The organism is Corynebacterium macginleyi, from assembly GCF_003688935.1.
GTDB lineage: Bacteria > Actinomycetota > Actinomycetes > Mycobacteriales > Mycobacteriaceae > Corynebacterium > Corynebacterium macginleyi.
In genome coordinates this window covers 297,091-317,538 of sequence record NZ_REGE01000001.1, presented here as the reverse complement: position 1 = coordinate 317,538, position 20,448 = coordinate 297,091, and the positions used below count along the sequence as shown (strand labels likewise).

At 58.4% G+C, this 20,448-nt stretch carries 28 protein-coding genes; 16 read left to right on the top strand and 12 right to left on the bottom strand.

Features of this window, described 5'->3' with window-relative positions:
• Positions 1 to 101: 101 nt before the first annotated feature.
• The 3 genes from D9V82_RS01655 to D9V82_RS01645 are packed head-to-tail and all read right to left on the bottom strand — an operon-like array spanning position 102 to position 3,958.
• A complete protein-coding gene (locus D9V82_RS01655; protein WP_121910650.1) occupies positions 102 to 1,985 on the bottom strand; it encodes an ABC transporter ATP-binding protein in 1,884 nt (627 codons plus the stop codon).
• The gene (locus tag D9V82_RS01650; RefSeq protein WP_121910649.1) at positions 1,982 to 2,974 is read right to left on the bottom strand and encodes an ABC transporter permease; all 993 of its coding nucleotides are present in this window, start codon (positions 2,972 to 2,974) and stop codon (positions 1,982 to 1,984) included. Before D9V82_RS01650 ends, D9V82_RS01655 begins: the two co-directional genes overlap by 4 nt.
• Positions 2,975 to 3,958, bottom strand: a complete 984-nt coding sequence (locus tag D9V82_RS01645; protein WP_121910648.1) for an ABC transporter permease — start codon at positions 3,956 to 3,958, stop codon at positions 2,975 to 2,977.
• 346 nt (positions 3,959 to 4,304) lie between these two features.
• On the opposite strand from D9V82_RS01645, the gene D9V82_RS01640 reads away from it, so the two are divergent.
• Positions 4,305 to 5,003: a hypothetical protein gene (locus D9V82_RS01640; protein WP_121910647.1), complete on the top strand. Its 699-nt coding sequence runs from the start codon at positions 4,305 to 4,307 to the stop codon at positions 5,001 to 5,003.
• Here D9V82_RS01640 and amaP read toward each other — a convergent pair.
• The 6 genes from amaP to D9V82_RS01610 are packed head-to-tail and all read right to left on the bottom strand — an operon-like array spanning position 4,992 to position 8,212.
• A complete protein-coding gene (amaP, locus tag D9V82_RS01635; RefSeq protein WP_121910646.1) occupies positions 4,992 to 5,567 on the bottom strand; it encodes an alkaline shock response membrane anchor protein AmaP in 576 nt (191 codons plus the stop codon). The two genes, D9V82_RS01640 and amaP, sit on opposite strands and share 12 nt — an antisense overlap.
• Positions 5,560 to 6,126, bottom strand: coding sequence for a DUF6286 domain-containing protein (locus D9V82_RS01630; protein WP_121910645.1), 567 nt, complete (start codon positions 6,124 to 6,126; stop codon positions 5,560 to 5,562). Before D9V82_RS01630 ends, amaP begins: the two co-directional genes overlap by 8 nt.
• Complete coding sequence (locus D9V82_RS01625) at positions 6,119 to 7,183, bottom strand: Asp23/Gls24 family envelope stress response protein (RefSeq protein WP_121910644.1); 1,065 nt, start codon at positions 7,181 to 7,183, stop codon at positions 6,119 to 6,121. Before D9V82_RS01625 ends, D9V82_RS01630 begins: the two co-directional genes overlap by 8 nt.
• Positions 7,183 to 7,377 (bottom strand): DUF2273 domain-containing protein, encoded by a 195-nt coding sequence (locus tag D9V82_RS01620; protein WP_121910643.1) that lies wholly within the window; start codon positions 7,375 to 7,377, stop codon positions 7,183 to 7,185. Before D9V82_RS01620 ends, D9V82_RS01625 begins: the two co-directional genes overlap by 1 nt.
• A gap of 2 nt (positions 7,378 to 7,379) precedes the next feature.
• Positions 7,380 to 7,727, bottom strand: a complete 348-nt coding sequence (locus tag D9V82_RS01615; protein WP_121910642.1) for a hypothetical protein — start codon at positions 7,725 to 7,727, stop codon at positions 7,380 to 7,382.
• A 5-nt stretch (positions 7,728 to 7,732) separates the two neighbouring features.
• A complete protein-coding gene (locus tag D9V82_RS01610) occupies positions 7,733 to 8,212 on the bottom strand; it encodes an Asp23/Gls24 family envelope stress response protein (protein WP_121910641.1) in 480 nt (159 codons plus the stop codon).
• A gap of 711 nt (positions 8,213 to 8,923) precedes the next feature.
• On the opposite strand from D9V82_RS01610, the gene rpsJ reads away from it, so the two are divergent.
• From rpsJ to rpsQ, 11 genes are read left to right on the top strand one after another with little or no spacing between them, the layout of a single operon-like run.
• Positions 8,924 to 9,229, top strand: coding sequence for a 30S ribosomal protein S10 (gene rpsJ / locus D9V82_RS01605; RefSeq protein WP_003848085.1), 306 nt, complete (start codon positions 8,924 to 8,926; stop codon positions 9,227 to 9,229).
• Positions 9,230 to 9,252: 23 nt separating this feature from the next.
• A complete protein-coding gene (gene rplC, locus D9V82_RS01600) occupies positions 9,253 to 9,909 on the top strand; it encodes a 50S ribosomal protein L3 (protein WP_121910640.1) in 657 nt (218 codons plus the stop codon).
• The gene (rplD, locus tag D9V82_RS01595; RefSeq protein ID WP_121910639.1) at positions 9,906 to 10,559 is read left to right on the top strand and encodes a 50S ribosomal protein L4; all 654 of its coding nucleotides are present in this window, start codon (positions 9,906 to 9,908) and stop codon (positions 10,557 to 10,559) included. Before rplC ends, rplD begins: the two co-directional genes overlap by 4 nt.
• Positions 10,559 to 10,861, top strand: a complete 303-nt coding sequence (gene rplW, locus D9V82_RS01590; protein ID WP_121910638.1) for a 50S ribosomal protein L23 — start codon at positions 10,559 to 10,561, stop codon at positions 10,859 to 10,861. The genes rplD and rplW overlap by 1 nt, the downstream gene beginning before the upstream one ends.
• Before the next feature lie 36 nt (positions 10,862 to 10,897).
• Positions 10,898 to 11,734: a 50S ribosomal protein L2 gene (gene rplB, locus D9V82_RS01585; protein WP_005276935.1), complete on the top strand. Its 837-nt coding sequence runs from the start codon at positions 10,898 to 10,900 to the stop codon at positions 11,732 to 11,734.
• 13 nt (positions 11,735 to 11,747) lie between these two features.
• Positions 11,748 to 12,026: a 30S ribosomal protein S19 gene (rpsS, locus tag D9V82_RS01580; protein ID WP_005276936.1), complete on the top strand. Its 279-nt coding sequence runs from the start codon at positions 11,748 to 11,750 to the stop codon at positions 12,024 to 12,026.
• A gap of 3 nt (positions 12,027 to 12,029) precedes the next feature.
• Positions 12,030 to 12,392, top strand: a complete 363-nt coding sequence (rplV, locus tag D9V82_RS01575) for a 50S ribosomal protein L22 (RefSeq protein WP_121910637.1) — start codon at positions 12,030 to 12,032, stop codon at positions 12,390 to 12,392.
• Positions 12,392 to 13,138 (top strand): 30S ribosomal protein S3, encoded by a 747-nt coding sequence (gene rpsC / locus D9V82_RS01570; protein ID WP_121910636.1) that lies wholly within the window; start codon positions 12,392 to 12,394, stop codon positions 13,136 to 13,138. The genes rplV and rpsC overlap by 1 nt, the downstream gene beginning before the upstream one ends.
• 3 nt (positions 13,139 to 13,141) lie before the next feature.
• Positions 13,142 to 13,558, top strand: coding sequence for a 50S ribosomal protein L16 (gene rplP, locus D9V82_RS01565; protein ID WP_121910635.1), 417 nt, complete (start codon positions 13,142 to 13,144; stop codon positions 13,556 to 13,558).
• Entirely contained in the window at positions 13,558 to 13,788 is a 231-nt protein-coding gene (gene rpmC / locus D9V82_RS01560) for a 50S ribosomal protein L29 (RefSeq protein WP_005276944.1), read from the top strand. Before rplP ends, rpmC begins: the two co-directional genes overlap by 1 nt.
• Positions 13,789 to 13,790: 2 nt before the next feature.
• Complete coding sequence (gene rpsQ / locus D9V82_RS01555) at positions 13,791 to 14,099, top strand: 30S ribosomal protein S17 (RefSeq protein ID WP_005276946.1); 309 nt, start codon at positions 13,791 to 13,793, stop codon at positions 14,097 to 14,099.
• 71 nt (positions 14,100 to 14,170) lie between these two features.
• Here rpsQ and D9V82_RS01550 read toward each other — a convergent pair whose 3' ends face one another.
• The gene (locus D9V82_RS01550) at positions 14,171 to 14,992 is read right to left on the bottom strand and encodes a siderophore-interacting protein (protein WP_121910634.1); all 822 of its coding nucleotides are present in this window, start codon (positions 14,990 to 14,992) and stop codon (positions 14,171 to 14,173) included.
• Between the two features lie 100 nt (positions 14,993 to 15,092).
• On the opposite strand from D9V82_RS01550, the gene D9V82_RS01545 reads away from it, so the two are divergent.
• From D9V82_RS01545 to D9V82_RS01530, 4 genes are all read left to right on the top strand, one after another.
• The gene (locus tag D9V82_RS01545) at positions 15,093 to 16,043 is read left to right on the top strand and encodes an ABC transporter substrate-binding protein (RefSeq protein ID WP_121910633.1); all 951 of its coding nucleotides are present in this window, start codon (positions 15,093 to 15,095) and stop codon (positions 16,041 to 16,043) included.
• A complete protein-coding gene (locus D9V82_RS01540; protein ID WP_121910632.1) occupies positions 16,044 to 17,123 on the top strand; it encodes a FecCD family ABC transporter permease in 1,080 nt (359 codons plus the stop codon).
• Entirely contained in the window at positions 17,120 to 18,154 is a 1,035-nt protein-coding gene (locus tag D9V82_RS01535; RefSeq protein WP_121910631.1) for a FecCD family ABC transporter permease, read from the top strand. Before D9V82_RS01540 ends, D9V82_RS01535 begins: the two co-directional genes overlap by 4 nt.
• 84 nt (positions 18,155 to 18,238) lie before the next feature.
• Positions 18,239 to 19,066, top strand: a complete 828-nt coding sequence (locus tag D9V82_RS01530) for an ABC transporter ATP-binding protein (protein ID WP_121910630.1) — start codon at positions 18,239 to 18,241, stop codon at positions 19,064 to 19,066.
• A gap of 96 nt (positions 19,067 to 19,162) precedes the next feature.
• Here the strand turns inward: D9V82_RS01530 and D9V82_RS01525 are convergent, their stop codons facing one another.
• Together D9V82_RS01525 and D9V82_RS01520 are read right to left on the bottom strand one after the other, a co-directional pair.
• Positions 19,163 to 19,558: a multidrug transporter gene (locus D9V82_RS01525; RefSeq protein WP_121910629.1), complete on the bottom strand. Its 396-nt coding sequence runs from the start codon at positions 19,556 to 19,558 to the stop codon at positions 19,163 to 19,165.
• The gene (locus D9V82_RS01520) at positions 19,555 to 20,439 is read right to left on the bottom strand and encodes a carbohydrate kinase family protein (protein WP_121910628.1); all 885 of its coding nucleotides are present in this window, start codon (positions 20,437 to 20,439) and stop codon (positions 19,555 to 19,557) included. The genes D9V82_RS01525 and D9V82_RS01520 overlap by 4 nt, the downstream gene beginning before the upstream one ends.
• Positions 20,440 to 20,448: the final 9 nt, after the last annotated feature.

Sequence of the window (20,448 nt, the reverse complement as noted above, 5' to 3'; positions counted from 1 at the left end):
ACGGAGTGATAAGTAACCGCAAACTCCAACGGTGTGAATAACTATACATTATTCAAAATTGTGTCTGCAATCACTTCTAAAAAATGTCGGACCTAGGGTAGTTAGGCTCGCGACTTTTCCCTGCGTGAGCGGGCAATCGTGGGGTCTGGATTCGGGATGGCGTCCAAAAGTTTTTTGGTGTAGTCATCCTGGGGGTTATCGAAAATATCATCCGTTGCGCCAGACTCGACGAACTTGCCCTTATACATCACCGCAACGCGGTCCGAAAGGTGCCGAACAACGGATAGATCGTGGGCAACGAAAAGATAGGAGAGGCCGAGTTTGCGTTTCAGATCCTCGAGCAGGTTAATGACACCCGCCTGGATGGACACGTCCAGGGCGGAGACGGGCTCATCGAGCACGAGGACCGAAGGCCGCGTGGCTAGGGCACGTGCTAAGCCGATACGTTGGCGCTGGCCACCGGAGAAGTGGCTAGGGAAACGGTCCAGCTGTGAGGAGTCGAGGCCGACCAAGCCCATGAGCTCGTTAACGCGGGCATCGACATCGCCGTCGTAGCCTAAGGAATTAAGCGGTTCCGCAATGACCTCGCGAACGGTCAGCCGGGGATTGAGAGAGCTCATTGGATCCTGGAAGACGATCTGTATGTCCTTGCGGGCCTCACGGCGCTCGGATCCGTTCATGTCATTAGCATTCCTGCCATTGAGGACGACGGCGCCATCGTCTGGACCAAGGTCCATGATCTCCAGCAGCGTAGTGGTCTTACCGCAGCCAGACTCGCCGACGATAGCCAGGCACTCGCCTTCGCGGATATCGAATGAAATGCCGTCGATGGCCTTTACCGTGCCCACTTTGCGTTTGATTAACGCGCCCTTAGTAAGCGGGAACTGCTTGCGCAGTTCTTTTACGGCGAGGGTAGTCTTGCGATCTTCGCGGGGGACGTTGGCCAAGATGTCATCAGCAAGCAGCGGCGGTTTGAACATCAGCTCGCCATTAATCTTGCGGTTGTGGATCTCCGGCGCGCGCAGGCAGGCACTGCGGTGAAAGATGTTTTCGTCCTCTAGCGGAAGCAGCTTCGGCTCGCTGTTTAGGCAATCGTCTTGCGCTACGGGGCAGCGTGGGGCGAATTGGCAACGATCCTTCAGGTCCACCAATACCGGTGGGTTGCCCTCGATGGGAGTCAGGGGATCTGAAGCCGAGGCATCAGGGCGTGGGGTGGAACCAAGCAGGCCCACGGTGTAAGGCATACGGGGGGTAGAGAAGATGGTATCGACGTCGCCATGCTCTACCGGTTGGCCGGCATACATGACCATGACATCATCGGCGGTTTCTGCCACCACGCCCATATCATGGGTAATCATGATGGTGGCGGCGCCGGTTTCGCGCTGTGCCAGCCGGATGACGTCCAGGATTTGGGCCTGGATGGTAACGTCGAGGGCTGTCGTTGGCTCATCGGCGATGAGTACGCGTGGGTTATTCGCAATCGCAATAGCGATAACCACGCGCTGGCGCATACCGCCGGAAAACTCGTGGGGGAAGGACTTCAGGCGAAGGTGGGGTTCTGGAATACCCACCAGATCCAGCAGCTCGGTGGCTTGTTTCAGCGCTTCTTTCTTACCGATGTCCTGGTGGGCCTGGATGGCCTCCACCAGCTGGGAACCAATATCAAAGACTGGCGTAAGTGCAGAGAGCGGATCCTGAAAGATCATGCCGATGCCATTGCCGCGGACGCCAGACATTTCCTTGTCAGAAAGTCCGAGGAGTTCGCGACCTGCAAATTTAACGGAGCCTTCTACCTTGGCGTATTCCGGTAGCAGGCCCATGATGGACATGGAGGTCACGGACTTACCGGATCCGGATTCGCCGACGATACCCAGGGTACGGCCTGGATGCAGGTCGAAGCTCACACCGCGCACCGCAGAGACGGTACCCGCTTCAGAGGGGAAGCTGACGCGTAAGTCATTGACGGATAAGATAGGCGAAGTCATAGTTTTCCTCCGGATTTGGAGTTGGGATCGAGTGCATCGCGCAGACCGTCGCCGATAAATGCCATGGAGACGGTCAGCAGCGTCAAGGTAGCGGCGGGGAAGTAGAACTGCCACGGTGCGGATTGCAAGGAAGCGGTTCCGCCCTGCAGCAACGTACCCAGTGAGACATCAGGAAGCTTCACGCCCAAGCCCAGGAAGGATAGTGCGGTTTCGGAACCCACGGTGCCCACCACGCCGAAGACAAACTGGATGATAAGCAGCGAACCAATGTTGGGAATGACGTGGCGGACGATAATGCGCATCTTGGATACGCCCATATAGCTTGCGGCGCGGACATAGTCCTGTTCGCGGACGGTAAGGGCTAAGGACCAAATCACACGGGCCTGATACATCCAGCCGAAAGCGATAAGCACGACCATCAAAAGCTTCCAGTCACCCCCGGAATCTGCAACCACGAGCGCGATGAGCAGGAAGGTTGGGATGGAGAGAAGGAAATGGATAACGGCGAGAACGGCCTTTTCTGCGGTTCCGCCCCATAAGGCCGCGGCACAACCAATGAATGCGGAGATGACCAGAGTGGCGAAGGATACCACGATGGCGATGGTCAAGGACCTGCCAAGACCGTGGATGGTTTGGGCATAAAGGTCATTGCCGGAATCGTTGGTACCAAACCAGTGCTCGGGGCTAGGTGGCTCAGACAAAGCGAGGAAGTCCGGTTCCGTATAGTCCCACTGGGCAAAGAAATTGCCAAAAAAGGCGGCAAAGATGAGGAATCCTAGGATAACGACGCCTACAGTAGCCAACTTGTTGCGGAAGAAGCGGCGAACATAAAGCTTGTACCGGGCAGTGCCGCGAGGGACCTCTGGCAGCGTGGCCACGCGCTCAGCATTTTCCGTACCCAAAGGATCTTCGGATATGACCTCGGTGCGTGTAGACACCTCGCCACGGGGCTGTGTTTTGGAGATTTTTGTTTCTTTGGGATTTGTCATTTAGCTCACCCTTACTCGCGGATCCAAGGCGACTACAACGAGGTCAGCCAGGACGGCGGACACGGCCGTCATCGCGGCACCGAATGCAGCCACGGCTACCGCGCCATTGATGTCGTTCTTACTGATGGTCTGGATGAAGTATTGGCCCATTCCGTTCCAGCCGAAGATGCGCTCAGTCATCACAGTGCCAGTAAAGATGCCGGGTACGGAGAAAGCGACGGAGGTCGCTACCGGAATGATAGAGGTGCGCAGCGCATGTTTGCGGATGGCCTGCTGACGGGTAAGGCCCTTTGCGCGTGCGGTGCGGACATAGTCCGCATTGAGGTTATCGAGCAAAAGCGTGCGCTGGGTCATATGGTAGCTGGCGTAGCTGATTATCACTAGAGAGACCGTGGGCAAGACTAGATGCTGAGCGGAGTCCAAAAGCTTGGGGAAAAATCCCTCCACGCCCAGAGAACTAGAACCAACGACGTAAAAGATTTTCTTACCGGTCAGGTCGTTGATCTCCAGCGCGGCCCATACAACGGCGATGGAGGCGACAACCACGTGGGTATTCATCGCAATGATGGAAATCCCCTGCCACACGCGGTCACCGGTCTTGTACTGGCGGGAGGCGGTGTACACACCAACCGCCACACCGATGACGATGGACAGGATGGTGGCGAGTAAGAGCAGCTGCGCAGATACCCAGATGCGATAGCTAATCTCTTCATTGACTATTTCACCGACCGGAGACTGCCCCCAATCCCAATTCGTGAGGATGTTGGTCAGCCAAGTCCACCAGCGCTCCAGGAGCGGGGTTTGTGGGCTGAGGTTATAAGGCTCAAGGAGGCTATTGATTTCCTCATCTGACAGTGGTGGACGGCGTTCGGTGTAGTTAGAACGCGGGTCCAAAAAGGAGGCTGCCAAGAAATAAGCCAAGTTAGTGGCTAAAAAGATCATGAGGAACCAGCTCAGGACCTTTTTTATCAGATACTTAGTCATGGGGAGATTCTCCGTGCGCGGTTAAGCAGGAAACAGTGCAAATAAATATGAAGTCAAGGATAAAGTCATTGTATGTGACCAATCTAATAAGATATAAGCGAGGACACAATTCCCGTCTCCGGGTGACGTACATCGCCAATCAGATGACAGGTATTTTTTAGTCTAGCTGGTTTGGGTTCTGCGGAGAAAAATAGGATTCAGCTGCAGATTTAAAAACTCGAATTGCTCAGCAGTGATAAGCGAGACTTACCTGAAAATAAGTAAAAACGGGGGTAACCAAGCGACGAGAGATGGGTGCTGTCCCTTAACTGCAGTAGGGCCGACCGGGTCAGTAGGCTAGTATCCCATGGAAGATCCCACTCGCATTGATCCGACTCTGGCTGCACTGCGCAGGGCATGGGAGGGGCGGCCTGACATGAGCCTGCCTACTCTTTTTGCCTCATTGGCCAACCGTGGCATCGGCTGGGGTGTAAGCGATGTAGAGTTAGTCGCCGAACTTGAGCGGCAGGCCGAGGTTCACCCACCGTTATTGCCCCTCGAAAATCGCCGCATCGGATCAGACGTGTGGCTCGTGCTTAGCGATTCCCCCACCTGTCGCATCACCATGGATTCCTCCCGCATTATCGTGCGCACGGCCAATACTCAGCCGGTGGTGTGGGATTATAGCGCCATTAGGTCAACGGGGCCTGGTCGGCCCTTCGTGGTCACGGATACGGAAGGTTTTGAACACCGCCTGGGAATCGTTTCCAGCATAATGCGGTTGGATGAACCGCTGGCAGGACTAGACGGTCTGACCCGGTATGAGTTGGGTGACTTCGTCTATGTCCTCCGCTTGGAGGCCGCAATCAGGGTGTTAGACCACGGGTTGCATCTGTTCCACAAGGAAAATCGGCGAGTCGTTGCGCGCGATTATGCGTGGAGAAGAATAGAAAAGTGCCGCCCTGGAGAGGAATTAAAATTACTCCTCGAGGGCGGCGAGTATGCGCAACTAGGCAAGGTGGTTGAGGTCCTTATTGCAGAGACCCCAAACCCTTTATTCAGCTAAATCCTTCAACGGCTTCACCTTAGTGAAGTGCAGCTTATAGCTAGTATCCAGATCAGCGTCAGGGAAAGCATCCCGGAAGTCGCGCTCGTTGGTTTCTACAGCGTTAATCAGGCGCTCCAACGGTGTGTCTGGGTTAGCAACCACCGTGTACTGCAGCGTAGGGCGGGCTCGGTCGTACGCAACCAAGCGGTCGACACGCTCCACACCGGACAATGAATCTAGGTCCTTGGCCACCGCGGAGGCGATGGCGTTCATGGATGCAGAGATTGCACCTTGTTCATTAGAGGCGGCCGATTCCACAGTATTAAAGCGGCGTTGCCGAAGGTTTACGACGACGAGCCACAAACCGATGATCAGCAATAGTGCAGAAGCGCCGGCCAAGGCCCAGACCCACCAAGTATTGTCGCTCAAAGTGCGCCACGTATCGTGGTCTACCCACTCGGCCAAGTATTCAGCAAACTCAACATTGAATTTAATGAGGATTGGCCATACACCGAGCGCGATGAGGATAATACCAAGCAAGCCGAGGAGGATTCGGTCAAAGGCAGCAAGCTTTTTAGACATGATTATCCATCTCCGGAATCTTCTCAACGGCTACGGTGACCTGTGTTGGCTGTTTAAGCACGTCCAAAGCACGGGTGACGGCTCTTTCCACACGCCCTGGCAATTCGGGATCCTGTTCGTCGCCATTGACGGTGACCTTTGTGCGCTTGGTATCTGCGGACGTCTGCGCGGAAGCCACTCCCGGAACACGACGTGCTACGGCAGAGCTTAATCGCGCGACATCAACCGGGCGCATCCACATGGATGCGTACTCCGAAGCAACTTGAACATGGGTCGTGCGCCGCGTCTTTACGGCCGCGATAACGAAGATGAGACCAACCACTATGGAGCCCACACCAGCCCAGATCATCCACATCTCCAATTGCTCGGTGGCAATGAGGTTGAGGACGGGTTGGACCCATGATTGAGCGTTTGCATCTGTGCCGACGAGCCAGGTTTCACGTACGCCCACAATACCTACGGCAAGCAGTACGATACCCAGAATTACAGTCCACGTACGCACGACAGGAGACGCCTTAGGCTGCTGCCCGAAGTGTTCAGGCAAGTTCACTTTAGCCATTATTGCCTCCTTGCTTGTGGAACGGGGTAATGGTAATGGCACGCAGTGGCTCAGGCCGCGGCGCGTAGACGTGGAGCGTGCGCTTGCTAGCTGGCGATATCTCAATGCGCTTTAGTGGCTCCTGACGCGGTGCCTGGACCTTGCGTAGTAAGGCGGGCTTAGGCGTCTGGACGCGCTGCTCGCTGCGGGAATTGTTGATTTCTATCTTGCGCAGCGGCTCCGGTCGGGGAACAGAGACCTTTGAATTCTTAGCGAAACGGCGTACCTGTCCGCTCGGGAGCAACCTGCCAGGGCGTGGAGCGCGAACGCTGCGTACCCGTGTGGGCCGCGGATCGAGGATGCGACGCGGTTCGTGATCTTCTGGAGCGCTAATTTCTCGCAGCTTGTGATCTGGAAGATCAGCGGAAATGCTGCGCACCGGTACCTCTTGCGGCGTGTCGACAGAGCGCACCTGGGTGTCTCCAGCCGGCACCGATACTCCGCGAACGGCAACTTCGTTCCCAGTAGAGATGCCCCCGATTTCCGCTATAGGTGGAGCAGAGATTCCGCGAACAGTAGCCTCTCGAGGTGTTTCGACCTGACGGACCGCGGTTTCTTCCGGAGCTACGATGTCTCGCAACTCAACCGAGTCCTGGGTGACCGGATGGGTCACGGTGGAAGGGGTTACCTCCGGTGTGGAAGCCGAGGCGGCCGGTCGCTGCGCGATCTGTTCTGCGGTAACGCGAGTATCCGACACCGATTCACCAACGGTGACATTGACACGGGTGGTGGAATAGCCGGTATGGGCAGCGATAGCTTCTGAAATGGCGGTACGCGTACTTTCCGCGACTGCGGTAACTGGGGATGGCCATACGACAGCAATGGTCGCGCTCACGGCGGCGACTTCACGCTCAGGGTCCATCTGTACCGAAACCCGTGGATAACCGCGTCCGCCAATGCCAGCAAGCTTGGCATCCAAATCTTTTGTGCCAGGCACGCTAGCGATTGCGGCGGTCACGATTCGTTCCATGGTCCGCAGCGAGAAACGCGTGTGGCCCTTAGTGGAACCTTCTGACATTAGCCTTGGCCTTTCCCCTTGCCAATGAGGCTATTCCACACAGCGCCTAGGTCAATGCGTCCATCAAAATGGGAGCCGACGAGGCCACCGATAGCCGCAAACAGAACGGCGAGCAGCGTCCAACCCCAGCCTAAGTACAAGAAGAAAGCGAGGAGGAGGCCGATGACAATGCCCAATTTGGTGTAATTTTTCATATTTAATCCTTCGAGGGAGCAGCGGATAAGCCATCTACGGCGTCAGAAAACTCAACGTCGACCCGTTCTAGTTCCGTACATGCCTTGCGGGCAGTCGAGCGGATTTCTTCCGCCAGACGGTATAGATCAGGCTGCGCACTGATATCAACAAGAATATTGATTTGCAGGTGGCGACCGTCGCGGGGATTGGGTCGACGCATGCCGGTAACCCTCTCCCCCGGGAAGAGCAGGCTCACCGAGCCGTATGGTCCGCCGTCAAGGCCTGCGACACCGCTGAGCTTTTGCACCGCTTCCGCAATTGCGTGAGCATGGCTTACCTCGAGCTCAAATTGTGCTCGGGGTTGAGACATTGTTTTTATGCCCGGCCTTGGTTCAGTGCAGCCTGCTCTTCAGACTCGGAGTCTTCCTTCGGCAGCTTGACATCGTGGACTACGACGTCAACGCTCTCTACGGTGAGGCCGGTCATGCGCTCGACGGCGTTCATAATGTTGCGGCGAATTGCCTCAGCCAGCTCGTGAATAGCAACGCCGTACTCAGCGGTGATGGCGACCTCGATCTTTGCGGAGCTGTCTTCAACTTCTACGTCAACACCCTGGCGTACGTCCTCGGATGCGCCGAGGGACTCGCGGATGTTGCCAATCATCCGAGCGCCGCCGCCACCGAGGGCGTCAACGCCGGAGACCTCGCGGGCTGCAATGCCGGCGATCTTAGATACGACGACGTCATCAATGGTGGTGGTTCCGTACTGAGTTTCCAGGTTCTTGTTTACCTCGTCCTCTTTGGAAGCGGCAACGCTGTTCTCAGACTGCTTTGCAGGAGTTTTCTTCTCAGACATAGTCTTAAAGACCTTTCTTTAAGTATTGTTTTGCATGGTCGCAATATGAACTTGGAGGACCTAGAACCCCACGGTTCAAAATCCGTTCTCGAGTGTACCCACCGGCACGAGCCACGTGGGTTCTGCGTTAACAATATTTACCAAAACGTGATTATTGGCACTAACGCCGAAATGGTTTGAAAAATGCCGATCCATCGTGCTTAAATGTTGAGGTTGCTTTAACAGGGCAGCGCTAAACTTAGCTACGTCGTCTTACACGCTTAGCTTATTGCGAATGCGCTGAGCTGGTAAAGCGAACATGACACCTTCGTTGTTATCGTGCTTGAGAGCTTTCTCGAGACACGGACTGGAAGGTCATCTAATCGGGCTAGGTCCGCGCTAGAGCAGAGACATCCCGAGATGATGGACCGGAGGAGGGGCATGGCAAATAAACAGCGGCAGTTAGCGAATAGGACGCTCTCCACGTGTAATGAGTGAAAACCGTCCTCTTCACAATGTTCTGACTACGGGTCTTGTCCACCTTCAGGAGCACTGCAGACTGGAATTTCCATGCACTGTATCTCTTGGTTGTCATGACAGTCAGACCACTGGCGTTGTGTCAGGCCCCTGGCCCGGACAACGTTATAGAGAAATCGAGAAGCAATTTCCCACCGCTTCACGCCCCGGAAACGCCGGGAATGTGAAAGTGGGGAAGCGAGGAAGAGGATAAGCGTGGCGGGACAAAAGATCCGCATTCGGCTGAAGGCCTATGACCACGAGGCGATCGATGCTTCTGCAAAGAAGATCGTCGAGACTGTTACCCGTACGGGTGCTCGTGTTGTTGGCCCAGTGCCGCTCCCAACCGAGAAGAACGTGTACGCAGTGATTCGTTCTCCGCACAAGTACAAGGATTCTCGCGAGCACTTCGAGATGCGCACGCACAAGCGCCTAATCGATATTCTCGACCCAACCCCGAAGACCGTTGACGCTTTGATGCGCATCGATCTTCCGGCAAGTGTCGATGTGAACATCCAGTAAGCGACTTTGGTGGAGAACTAATCATGAGTGAAAACGAGATTAAGGGCATTCTGGGCAAGAAGCTCGGCATGACCCAGGTCTTCGATGATGAGAACCGCGTTGTTCCGGTTACCGTCGTTGAAGCGGGGCCATGCGTTGTCACCCAGATTCGCACGCCCGAAACCGATGGCTACAGCGCCATCCAGATCGCCTTTGGTGAAATTGACCCGCGTAAGGCAAATAAGCCTGAAAGTGGTCATTTCAAAAAGGCTGGCGTAACCCCGCGTCGTCACGTTGCGGAAATCCGCATGGACGACACCTCGGCATACGAGGTAGGCCAAGAGGTCAAGGTAGACATCTTCGAAGGCATCACCTTCGTTGACGTCACCGGCCAGACCAAGGGCCACGGCTACGCTGGTGCTATGAAGCGCCATGGCTTCCAGGGCCAGGGTGCAGCTCACGGTAACCAGGCCGCTCACCGCCGCGTGGGTGGTATCGGTGGAGCTGCTACTCCAGGCCGCGTGTTCAAGGGCAAGCGCATGGCTGGCCGCATGGGCCAAGACCGTGTGACGACCCAAAACCTGAAGATTCAAAAAGTCGATGTCGAGTCCAACCTGCTGCTCATCAAGGGTGCTATTCCTGGTGCGCGCGGTGGCCTCGTCACCGTTAAGACCGCAGTGAAGGGCGGTGCACACGCATGAGCAACCTCAAGCTAGACGTCCACACCTCCGAAGGTAAGACTAATGGATCTGTGGACCTTCCAGCGGAAATCTTTGACACCGAGGCATCCATTGCTTTGATGCACCAGGTTGTCAACGCACAGCTTGCTGCTGCTCGTCAGGGCACCCACGCCACCAAAACCCGCGGCGAGGTCCGCGGCGGTGGTCGCAAGCCTTTCCGTCAGAAAGGCACGGGCCGTGCACGCCAGGGTTCTATCCGTGCGCCGCACTACACCGGCGGCGGCACCGTCCACGGCCCGCAGCCACGCAGCTACGCCCAGCGCACCCCTAAGAAGATGATCAAGGCTGCTCTCTTCGGTGCGTTGTCTGACCGTGCTCGCAACGAGCGTATACATGTCATCGAAGAGTTGGTCCCCGGCCAGAAGCCTTCTACGAAGGCGGCCAAGGCTTTCCTCGAGTCCCTGACCGAGCGCGATAACGTGTTGCTCGTTATCGGCCGCGAGGACATCAACGCTCGTCGTAGCGCTAATAACCTGCCGAACGTTCAGATCCTGGACGCCGGTCAGCTCAACACCTACGACGTTCTCTACTCGGATGACGTTGTGTTCTCCGTTGAGGCGCTACACACCTTCATCACTCGCGCTACCGGCGCGGATAAGGAGGAGAACTAATGGCTAAGATTTCTAACCCGCGCGATGTCATCATCGCCCCGGTTGTATCTGAGAAGTCCTATGGTCTGATGGAACAGAACGTCTACACGTTCTTCGTTTCCCCAGACTCCAACAAGTCCCAGATCAAAGATGCCGTCGAGCAGATCTTTAACGTGAAGGTCGACTCCGTGAATACCGTAAACCGTGCAGGTAAGCGCAAGCGCACCCGCACCGGCTTCGGTCAGCGTAAGTCCACCAAGCGTGCATATGTGACGCTCCGTGAAGGCAGCGACTCCATCGACATCTTCGGCGCAGGCGCCTAAGCGTCCCCGGAGAGCCGAAAGGAATAAGGAAAAATTATGGCTATTCGTAAGTACAAGCCGACAACTCCGGGTCGCCGCGCCTCCTCCGTATCTGAGTTTGACGAGATCACTCGCTCGACTCCGGAGAAGTCCCTGCTGCGCCCGCTGAGCAAAACCGGTGGTCGTAATAACTACGGCCGCATTACCACGCGCCACATCGGCGGTGGCCACAAGCGCCGTTACCGTCTGATCGACTTCCGTCGAAATGACAAGGATGGTATTCCGGCAAAGGTTGCTCACATCGAGTACGACCCGAACCGCACCGCTAACATCGCATTGCTGCACTACGTTGACGGCGAGAAGCGCTATATTATCGCTCCTAAGGGCCTGAAGCAGGGCGCTGTTGTCGAGTCCGGCCCGAACGCAGATATCAAGGTGGGCAACAACCTGCCGTTGCGCAACATCCCGACCGGTTCGACCATCCACGCTGTTGAGCTCAAGCCTGGCGCTGGCGCTAAGCTAGCTCGTTCTGCAGGTGCTTCTATCCAGCTTTTGGGTAAGGAAGGTAAGTACGCTGTTTTGCGTATGCCGTCTTCCGAAATCCGCCGCGTAGACATCCGTTGCCGTGCCACGGTAGGCGAGGTTGGTAACGCCGAGCAGATGAACATCCGCTGGGGCAAGGCCGGCCGCATGCGTTGGAAGGGCGTTCGCCCGACCGTCCGCGGTGTCGTTATGAACCCAGTTGACCACCCACACGGTGGTGGCGAGGGTAAGACCTCCGGTGGTCGCCACCCAGTGTCCCCATGGGGTCACAAGGAGGGTCGCACCCGCAACCCGAACCGTTATTCCAACAACATGATCGTGCGCCGTCGTCGCCCGAACAAGAAGCGCTAAGAGGAGGTAAACAATGCCACGCAGCCTTAAAAAAGGCCCGTTCGTCGATGAGCACCTCCTCAACAAGGTGGATGCTCAGAACGATGCAGGCACCAAGCAGGTTATCAAGACCTGGTCTCGCCGCTCGACTATTCTCCCCGATTTCATCGGACACACCTTCGCCGTCCATGACGGCCGCAAGCATGTGCCGGTCTTCATCGAGGACTCCATGGTCGGCCACAAGTTGGGCGAGTTTGCACCAACCAAGACCTTTAAGGGTCACGTTAAGGATGACAAGAAGGGACGTCGATAAGCGATGAGTGAGACCATCACCTCCGCCTCAGCCACGGCCCGCTACGTCCGCGTTACCCCGATGAAGGCGCGTCGCGTGCTCGATCTGGTCCGGGGCAAGTCCGTAAGCGAAGCTTTGGCAATCCTGAAGTACGCACCACAGGGTGCTTCCACGCCAGTTGCCAAGGTTGTTGCTTCCGCAGCTGCAAATGCTGAGAACAACTTCGACCTCGACCCACGCACCTTGGTCATCTCCGAGGCATACGCCAACGAGGGTCCAACTATGCGTCGTTTCCAGCCGCGAGCACAGGGGCGTGCATTCATGATTCGTAAGCGCACCAGCCACATCACCGTGGTTGTCGAAAGCCAGCAGGAAGGGGCCAAGTAATGGGCCAGAAGATCCATCCTCACGGCCTACGTTTGGGCATCACTTCCGACTGGAAGACCCACTGGTTCGCGGATAAGGACTACGCGAACTACGTAGCCGAAGATATTAAAATTCGTAACTACCTCAACAAGGGTCTCGAGCGCGCCGGCATCGCCGACATCGTTATCGAGCGCACTCGTGACCGCGTCCGCGTTGACATTCACACTGCTCGCCCGGGCATCGTGATCGGTCGCCGCGGTGCCGAGGCAGACCGCATTCGCCGCGAGCTGGAGAAGCTTACCGGCAAGATGGTTGCCCTCAACATCCTCGAGGTCAAGCAGGTAGACGCAAACGCTACTCTCGTTGCACAATCCATCGCCGAGCAGCTTGTTAACCGTGTCGCATTCCGCCGTGCAATGCGCAAGGCTATTCAGTCCGCCATGCGCCAACCGCAGGTTAAGGGCATCAAGATTCTGTTGTCCGGTCGCCTGGGCGGTGCTGAAATGTCCCGCGTTGAGCGCTACCACGAGGGCCGCGTTCCACTGCATACTCTTCGCGCGGAGATTGACTACGGCATCGCAGAGGCCCACACCACCTTCGGCCGCATCGGCATCAAGGTGTGGATCTACAAGGGTGACGTCGTCGGTGGCGTACGCGAGTCCGAACTGAACGCTCCGGCACAGGGCCGTGGCCGCGGTGACCGCAATGGTCGCTCCCGCCGTGGCGGACAGCGCCGCCAGCGTGCACAGCAGAAGCAGGAGGGCTAATCCATGCTGATTCCTAAGCGTGTTAAGTACCGCCGTCAGCACCGTCCAGGCCGTCGTGGCGTGTCCAAGGGCGGCAACCGTATTAACTTTGGCGATTACGCAATCCAGGCACTGGAACCCGCGTACATCACCAACCGTCAGATTGAGGCCGCACGTATTGCCATCAACCGCCACGTTAAGCGTGGTGGCAAGGTGTGGATCAACATCTTCCCGGACCGTCCGTTGACCCAGAAGCCGCTCGGCGTTCGTATGGGTTCCGGTAAGGGCCCGGTTGAGAAGTGGGTGGCCAACGTAAAGCCTGGCCGCGTACTTTTCGAGATGAGCTACCCAACTGAGGCTGTTGCGATCGAGGCTCTGCGCCGCGCTGGCCAGAAGCTTCCTTGCAAAGTCCGCATCATCAAGAAGGAGGACCAGTTCTAATGGCAACCGGTACCCCCGCCCACGAGTTCCGTGAGCTCGACAACGCAGAGCTGGAAACCCGTCTGAAGGATGCGAAGGAAGAACTGTTCAATCTTCGTTTCCAGAAGGCCACCGGCCAGCTGACCAACAATCGCCGCATCGGCACGGTTAAGCGCGACATTGCCCGCATCTACACCGTTCTGCGCGAGCGCGAGCTGGGCCTGTCTGTCGCTCCGGGAGCTGAGGCTTAATCATGAGTGAGGCTAACGTGACTGAATCCAAGAAGGGACCAACTCCGAAGAAGGAGAAGGTCAAGGGTGCTCCTAAGGTCCGCACCGGCTACGTTGTTTCGGACAAGATGTCCAAGACCATCGTCGTCGAAATTGAGGACCGCAAGCAGCACGCTCTGTACGGCAAGATTATGCGCTCTAACAAGAAGGTTAAGGCGCACGATGAGGAAGAAATCGCAGGCGTAGGCGATCTCGTACGTATCGCTGAGACCCGCCCGCTGTCTAAGGACAAGCACTTCCGTCTCGTAAAGATCATCGAGAAGGCTAAGTAAACTCTAGCCAGCGCAGCCCCTGTACCGGACCAGATGGTTCGGGGCAGGGGCCTCTCGCTGTTTTAGGGCTCTTAAGGACGGGCCCTTCCATAAAACCAATAGGGCACCCAGGTGACGTCGTCGGTGGGCAAGCCCCAGCCTTTCACCGCGAGGCCGCGGACCTTCTTTGCCAAATCTCCCTCGCCGGAGACCCACACGTACCCTGGCGCCGGGACGCCGGCATAATCTGCTTCCAGAGCGGCAACGACGGAATCCGCCTCCTGGTGCGGCTCAGTGCGAAGGACACGCAAGCTGCGCACGCTGGGCTCCCACCTGGCCGTGAGCCCGGGCTCTACTTCGTCATCGCTGGTGACCACGGCCACGACATCGGTGGAAGCGAGCTTCGCCGGGTAAAGTTCCTCTTGGTAGGCAAGGATATGCCGCAGGGCTGGCAGGGCGGAGGCATCGGCGATCAATAGCTGCGCATCCTCGGTAGGCCGCCACATCTTGTTGCAGGTAAAGAACCCCGCTGTATCGCCGGGCTGCGCGCGCAGAATCCACCGCGAGCCGGGGCCGGAATCGCCGTGGGTGACCACATCGACATCGACAGTCGCGTCCTCAGGGTGCAGCGCGCGGATGGTATACCAGCGCAGATCCGGCCGCACCTCCTCGTCCATAGCGGCCACCGCCGCACGGATATTGACCCCATCGACGGGGAAGGGTCTAAATTCCTGCCCGGCTTGCGGCATGACGAGGCCAAAAAATTCATCGGGGCCGGCAAGCTCATACGTCCGGAACGCCTCAGCGTGAAACGTCAGGCGGTGCAGCCGCGGCCGGATCTGCTCATTGGCGGATAGCGTAACGGGAATTAATTCGTGTTCAGGCATCGTGGACGATTGTAAGGAAGAGTTCATACGTCCAACATACTTGTGCACAGTTAAGCCTTGCTTAATTCTTTCTGGGCGGATAATATATGCCACGTCATTTACCTCCTCTATTGAAAGGGTTAGCCTCATGAAGATTTTCGGACGCCGCACCATGGGTGTTGTGGCACTGCTGTCCGCCGGAGCCGTGGCCTTAGCCGGCTGCTCGCGCGGTGAGGGCGATGAAAGCACGCAGTCGTCCACCGATGCCGCAGCCGAGGAGCGCGTGGCCAGCCTGGGCTTGGGCGATGCCGATACGCTGCTCGCGCTGGGCATCACCCCCGTGACGGTGGCGCCGTGGGGCGCTGAGGGTGACGGCGATCCTTCCGGCGTTGGCCCGTGGTCAAAGAAGCTGCTTGGCGATGCCAAGCCTGAGACTATCTACAACACCGCAACCGGCTTTACTGCGGAAACCTTGGAGCAGATCACCGCGGCCGACCCCACCAAGATCATTGCTGTGAACCAGGCGGTGGATGCGCGCGCGAAGGAATCCCTGGAAGAGATCGCACCGACCACCGTTAAACCGGATGGGTATAAAGATTGGCAGATTCCCTGGGAAAAGCAGGTAGAGACCATCGCGGACGCTGTGGATATGAAAGACAAAGGCGATAAGCTTATCGCTGATACCGAGAAGGCCTTCGAGGAATTCCGCCGCGAGCACACCGAGTTGCAGGGCAAGTCCGCGGCCATCGTCATGCCTTATGATGGCAAGATTGGCCTGTACACCGATGAGGACGGGCGCGGACAGTTCATTGAGGATCTTGGCATGGAGATCCCCGATGAGTTGAAGGGCGATGGCAGCAGCTTTTTCGTCGACTTTGCTCCGGAAAACTACGCCAAGCTGAACCAGGTTGATTACCTCTTTGTCCTAGATTACAACGGCTCTGTGGATGCCTTGAAGAAGGATAAGACCTTCCAGGGCCTCGATATTGTCAAGGATGGGCGTGTGCGCTACCTGGACACGGATACCGGCAACGCCATGAGCATGCCGAACCCAGTAACCATCCCCTGGGCAATAGATAAGTTTGAAGAGAAGCTGTAATTGTCAGCAACCACGAAGGGTGGCCAGAATATTCAGACGGGTTCCACAGCGCAAAACCCCACAGCCACACCGGTGATGGCGCGGGGAAAGGGGCGCACGACGTTCCTTGTCGCCCTTATCCTCGCCAGCCTGGCGCTGGCGGTGGCGTCCTTGGCGCTAGGATCCCGTTCGATTCCACCCGATGAGGTCATCGCCGCGCTGCGCGGGGCAGGCGAACAGGATATCCGCGATATCGTGTGGAACCTGCGCATGCCGCGCACCTTCTTGGCCTATTTCGCCGGCGCGGCCCTTGCCGTCGCCGGTGTCTTGGCGCAATCGTGGACCAGGAACCCGCTGGCGGACCCGGGTTTTATCGGCATTACCGCAGGCGCATCGTTCTTCGTTGCCCTGGGCACGGCCATTGGCATCGCCACCACCACCGGTATGCGCACCACCCTCGCGCTCGTTGGCGCGGGCATTACCACGCTGCTGGTTTTGGCCGTCTCGCGGCGGTTCCAGGATCCGCTAACGCTCATTCTCGTCGGCGCCGGCGTCTCCGCCGCCCTGGGATCGGGCGCGGTGATCATCGGCCTTTATTCCACGGATGTTCTCGATAGCATGCGGCGGTGGACCATCGGCTCGACCTTTGGGCGCGGCCCAGAAGACGTCGCCATCGCTGGGTTAGGGCTGCTCATCGGCCTGGCGTGCGCGGCGATGGCGGCTAGGCCGCTCGACCTTTTGGCCATGGGGGAGGAGTCCTCGCTCGCCTTGGGCGGATCCCCTACCATCGCGCGGGTGGGCGCGGCACTGAGCGTCGTGGTGCTGGCCGGCAGCGCCACGGCGGCGACGGGTCCCATTGCCTTCGTCGGCTTCGCCATCCCCCACATCGTGCGGCGGGTGGTTGGCCCCAGCGTGGCCACGATGATCTTGCCCTCCGCGCTCTTGGGCGGTTGCGCCGTGCTTGCCGCTGATATCATCGGCCGGCTCATCGTGGGTAACTCGGAGCTAGAGATGTCTATCGTGCTTGCCATCGTGGGCGCGCCCTTCCTCATTTGGGGCGCCCACCGCGGCGTGGGCAGAGCGTGGGGCGATAACGCATGACAACAATTAGCAGTATCCTGCAAGCGCAGCAGCGCCGCAGGCACGTTCGCGTGCTCGCCTCTACGCTCGTATTTGGCCTTATCGCGCTTGCCGCCTACCTGGTATTGCTGGGGCAAGGGCCGCTGGAATTGAGCCCGCAGCAGGTCCTCGATGTGCTCACCGGAGGCGGCAGCGAGAGCCACATCAGGGTGGTGTGGGACTTGCGCCTGCCTGTTGCCATCGCCACCGTCATCGTCGGTGCCGCCCTCGGCGTGGCCGGTGCGTGGACGCAGACCATGGCGCGTAACCCGTTGGCATCGCCGGATATTTTGGGCGTTACCGGCGGCGCATCGGTGTTAGTAGTGCTGGGTACTGTGCATTCGCGCCCCAGTTTCGCAGATAGCATTCCGGACTTCTGGTGGCGTGCATGCTTGGCGATGATCGGTGCCCTCCTGGTGGTTATCCTCCTCGCCGTACTGGGTGGTATCGGCACGAGCAATCGCATTGTCATCGTCGGCATTGCCTTATCGTTGATGTTTCATGCCGTCGTGGCGTATTTGATGCGCAGCGCCCAGATTCAGCGCGCGGCGGAGGCACAAACATGGCTCGCGGGCTCGACCGGGTTCGTACGCATGGAAGTCATAGTGCCGTTGTTAGCTGCGCTGGCGCCGTTCCTCGCCATAGGCATCTGGTGCGCGCGGGAGTTGCCGCTGCTTGCCCACGATGATTCCTCCGCGACCACGCTGGGCGTGAATATCTCCCGCCAGCGCGCCCTGCTGCTGATTGCGGCAACCGGTATCTGCGCCGTGGTGGTCTCGGTGGTAGGACCCATTGGGTTCATCGCGCTTTTGGCACCGCACCTGGCGCGGATGGTGGCGCGCACGCCCACGCCATCGCCGGCGGCATCGGCACCCGCGGGCGCGGCTCTGCTCACCGTGTGTGCCGTTATTGCGGGTGCGATTCCGGTCAACGCCCCGGTGGGTGCGGTCTCCTCGGTCATCGGCGGCTGCGCCTTGGTGGTATTGGTGTGGAATGCGGCCCGGCGCATCTAAATGCCGTGGCGCGGCGCAGCGAAGTTCAGCCCAGCGCGCCACCCAAATAGTGCTACACACTCGTACGCGGATGAAGGAAAAGATATGACGGATAATCAGCCCACGAGCCCGAAGCGTCGGTGCAGCCTCCGGGCTACCGGCATCCATGCGGGATATAAGGACGGCGAGGTTATCCTCTCCGGCGTCGACCTGCACGCCCGCGCCGGTGAGGTCACCACGCTCATCGGTCCCAATGGCTGCGGCAAGTCCACGCTGCTCAAGACGCTGTCTAAAATCCTGGCCCCGCGGCGGGGCAGCGTCCTGGTCGGGGACGCTGATCTGCATGCGATGAACGCGAAGGAAGCCGCGCAGCAGGTGGCGCTGCTGCCGCAGCACCCCGTGGCCCCCGATGGGCTGCGCGTAGGCGAGTTGGTCGCGCGCGGGCGCCATCCCTATCAGGGCAGGATGCGCGGCCTTTCTGCCACGGACAGGGGGATTATCGCCCAGGCTTGCGAGGCCACGGAGATTGTGGACTTCCTCGACCGCGATATCGCCTCCCTGTCGGGCGGGCAGCGCCAGCGCGTGTGGCTGGCTTTGGCGCTGGCGCAAGATACGCCGGTGCTGCTTCTTGATGAACCCACGACCTTCCTCGACCCCGCCCACGCCATGAGCATGCTGGAGCTGGCTCGCGCACAGGCCCGCGCCGGCAAAACGGTGGTTGTGGTCCTGCACGATCTCATGCTCGCGGGCCACTACTCCGATTCCATGGTCGTGATGAAGGCCGGCGATATCATTGCGCGCGGCGCACCGAAGCAGGCGCTGGCCCCCAAAGTATTGGCGCAGGCCTATGGCATCGAGGCGGAGGCCTGGGACGATCCGCTTGGCGATGCCCCCATTATCGTCCCCCGCCGCGTCCTGCCTAGCGACAGCTGAACGCTTCCCGCTCTAATCGCCGGGAGCGTGTGGCGTTCGGCTCCGCTTTGCGTTTGGCGCAGCCTGGCGGTGGCCCCACCTTCGCGGTTGGCCCGGTTACTGCCGCGCCAACCGGCGGATGTCCAAAACCGAAATGGCAATGATGAAGAGGTTGAGTACGCAGCCCACGCTGAGCAGGAAATTGCCAATGCGGTAGGTTCCCGTGCCCACCGCTGCCATATTGCCGTAGATGTAGAACCAGATTACCCAGCCCACCAGCAGCACGATGCTGGCAATGCCGGATAGCAGCTTTAAGCTGCGCGGGGAGGCGGGGGAGAAGAACTTAAAGGCGGCATCGATAAGCGCGCCTGCTGCAAGGAGAATACTCAATCCGCCCGAGAGCCAGAGCGGGAGCAGAGCCGTGGTGCCAATGATAACGGGGAGGATGAATGCGAGGAATGCTAAGAGAAATAACCCCAGGTGTAGCCACAGCGTGCGTTTGGTGTAGTTCATAGGGCAGACTCTACTTCTTTGCGCACTGGGGGATTAGCGCCGGTGCGGGAGACGGTGATTCCGGCCGTGGTCGCGGCGAAGTGGAGGATATCGCGCCACTTTTCGGTGCTTAGTGCTGCGGCCTTTTCTGCATTGAGGCCGCGTTCATCTAGTTGGGTTAAAAGGGCGGCCATGATGGTGTCGCCGGCGCCGATGGTATCGGTGACCTCGACCGCGGCAGCGGGAACGTCAAGGTAAGTATCCCCAGCCCTGAGGCTAATTCCCTCGCCGCCGCGGGTGGTGACCACGATGGGTACCTGGTTGGTAAAGTCTTTGCCTAAAAAGTCCGCTTCTTCATCCGATAGTTTCAGCACAGAGACGTGTGGTAATAATTCCGTCAAGAACTTCTTATGCGCCTCGGTGGCATAAAAGGGCCGAATATTGGGATCCAGGGCCACTAGCGTTCCCTGTGCCGCGAAGTCTTTCAGTAGCTGCGCGTACCGGGAGGCGCCCGGTTCCAAGGCTAGGGAGACAGTACCGAAGCAGGCGATATCTGCCGGGACTAGCGTGGGTTCAACGAAGCGATCTGCGGTGCCTTCCACATAAAAGTTATAGGAGGCTGTGCCGTTATCCGCGATGGTGGTTACCGCTAAGGTAGTCGGTTCCTCCCCGCGCTGCACGTAGGAGGTATCGACGCCTTCTTCCTCAAGGCGGCGGAATAATTCCTGACCAAACCCATCGGTAGAAATCCGCGATTGAAACTCCACGTCCGCGCCCAGGCGTGCCGCGGCGATGGCCACGTTAAAGGGGCCGCCGCCCAACGCCGGGGTGAGGTCATTTAAGCGGCCAGGAGATACCGGAACCAGGTCCACGAGGCCTTCGCCGCACACATGAATAGTCATAGTTCCATA

Bases quoted from the DNA above. Each gene is read 5' to 3' on its own strand.
- D9V82_RS01655 (WP_121910650.1), bottom strand. From the start codon at position 1,985: ATGACTTCGCCTATCTTATCCGTCAATGACTTACGCGTCAGCTTCCCC.
- D9V82_RS01650 (WP_121910649.1), bottom strand. From the start codon at position 2,974: ATGACAAATCCCAAAGAAACAAAAATCTCCAAAACACAGCCCCGTGGC.
- D9V82_RS01645 (WP_121910648.1), bottom strand. From the start codon at position 3,958: ATGACTAAGTATCTGATAAAAAAGGTCCTGAGCTGGTTCCTCATGATC.
- D9V82_RS01640 (WP_121910647.1), top strand. From the start codon at position 4,305: ATGGAAGATCCCACTCGCATTGATCCGACTCTGGCTGCACTGCGCAGG.
- amaP (WP_121910646.1), bottom strand. From the start codon at position 5,567: ATGTCTAAAAAGCTTGCTGCCTTTGACCGAATCCTCCTCGGCTTGCTT.
- D9V82_RS01630 (WP_121910645.1), bottom strand. From the start codon at position 6,126: ATGGCTAAAGTGAACTTGCCTGAACACTTCGGGCAGCAGCCTAAGGCG.
- D9V82_RS01625 (WP_121910644.1), bottom strand. From the start codon at position 7,183: ATGTCAGAAGGTTCCACTAAGGGCCACACGCGTTTCTCGCTGCGGACC.
- D9V82_RS01620 (WP_121910643.1), bottom strand. From the start codon at position 7,377: ATGAAAAATTACACCAAATTGGGCATTGTCATCGGCCTCCTCCTCGCT.
- D9V82_RS01615 (WP_121910642.1), bottom strand. From the start codon at position 7,727: ATGTCTCAACCCCGAGCACAATTTGAGCTCGAGGTAAGCCATGCTCAC.
- D9V82_RS01610 (WP_121910641.1), bottom strand. From the start codon at position 8,212: ATGTCTGAGAAGAAAACTCCTGCAAAGCAGTCTGAGAACAGCGTTGCC.
- rplC (WP_121910640.1), top strand. From the start codon at position 9,253: ATGAGTGAAAACGAGATTAAGGGCATTCTGGGCAAGAAGCTCGGCATG.
- rplD (WP_121910639.1), top strand. From the start codon at position 9,906: ATGAGCAACCTCAAGCTAGACGTCCACACCTCCGAAGGTAAGACTAAT.
- rplW (WP_121910638.1), top strand. From the start codon at position 10,559: ATGGCTAAGATTTCTAACCCGCGCGATGTCATCATCGCCCCGGTTGTA.
- rplB (WP_005276935.1), top strand. From the start codon at position 10,898: ATGGCTATTCGTAAGTACAAGCCGACAACTCCGGGTCGCCGCGCCTCC.
- rpsS (WP_005276936.1), top strand. From the start codon at position 11,748: ATGCCACGCAGCCTTAAAAAAGGCCCGTTCGTCGATGAGCACCTCCTC.
- rplV (WP_121910637.1), top strand. From the start codon at position 12,030: ATGAGTGAGACCATCACCTCCGCCTCAGCCACGGCCCGCTACGTCCGC.
- rpsC (WP_121910636.1), top strand. From the start codon at position 12,392: ATGGGCCAGAAGATCCATCCTCACGGCCTACGTTTGGGCATCACTTCC.
- rplP (WP_121910635.1), top strand. From the start codon at position 13,142: ATGCTGATTCCTAAGCGTGTTAAGTACCGCCGTCAGCACCGTCCAGGC.
- rpmC (WP_005276944.1), top strand. From the start codon at position 13,558: ATGGCAACCGGTACCCCCGCCCACGAGTTCCGTGAGCTCGACAACGCA.
- rpsQ (WP_005276946.1), top strand. From the start codon at position 13,791: ATGAGTGAGGCTAACGTGACTGAATCCAAGAAGGGACCAACTCCGAAG.
- D9V82_RS01550 (WP_121910634.1), bottom strand. From the start codon at position 14,992: ATGAACTCTTCCTTACAATCGTCCACGATGCCTGAACACGAATTAATT.
- D9V82_RS01545 (WP_121910633.1), top strand. From the start codon at position 15,093: ATGAAGATTTTCGGACGCCGCACCATGGGTGTTGTGGCACTGCTGTCC.
- D9V82_RS01535 (WP_121910631.1), top strand. From the start codon at position 17,120: ATGACAACAATTAGCAGTATCCTGCAAGCGCAGCAGCGCCGCAGGCAC.
- D9V82_RS01530 (WP_121910630.1), top strand. From the start codon at position 18,239: ATGACGGATAATCAGCCCACGAGCCCGAAGCGTCGGTGCAGCCTCCGG.
- D9V82_RS01525 (WP_121910629.1), bottom strand. From the start codon at position 19,558: ATGAACTACACCAAACGCACGCTGTGGCTACACCTGGGGTTATTTCTC.
- D9V82_RS01520 (WP_121910628.1), bottom strand. From the start codon at position 20,439: ATGACTATTCATGTGTGCGGCGAAGGCCTCGTGGACCTGGTTCCGGTA.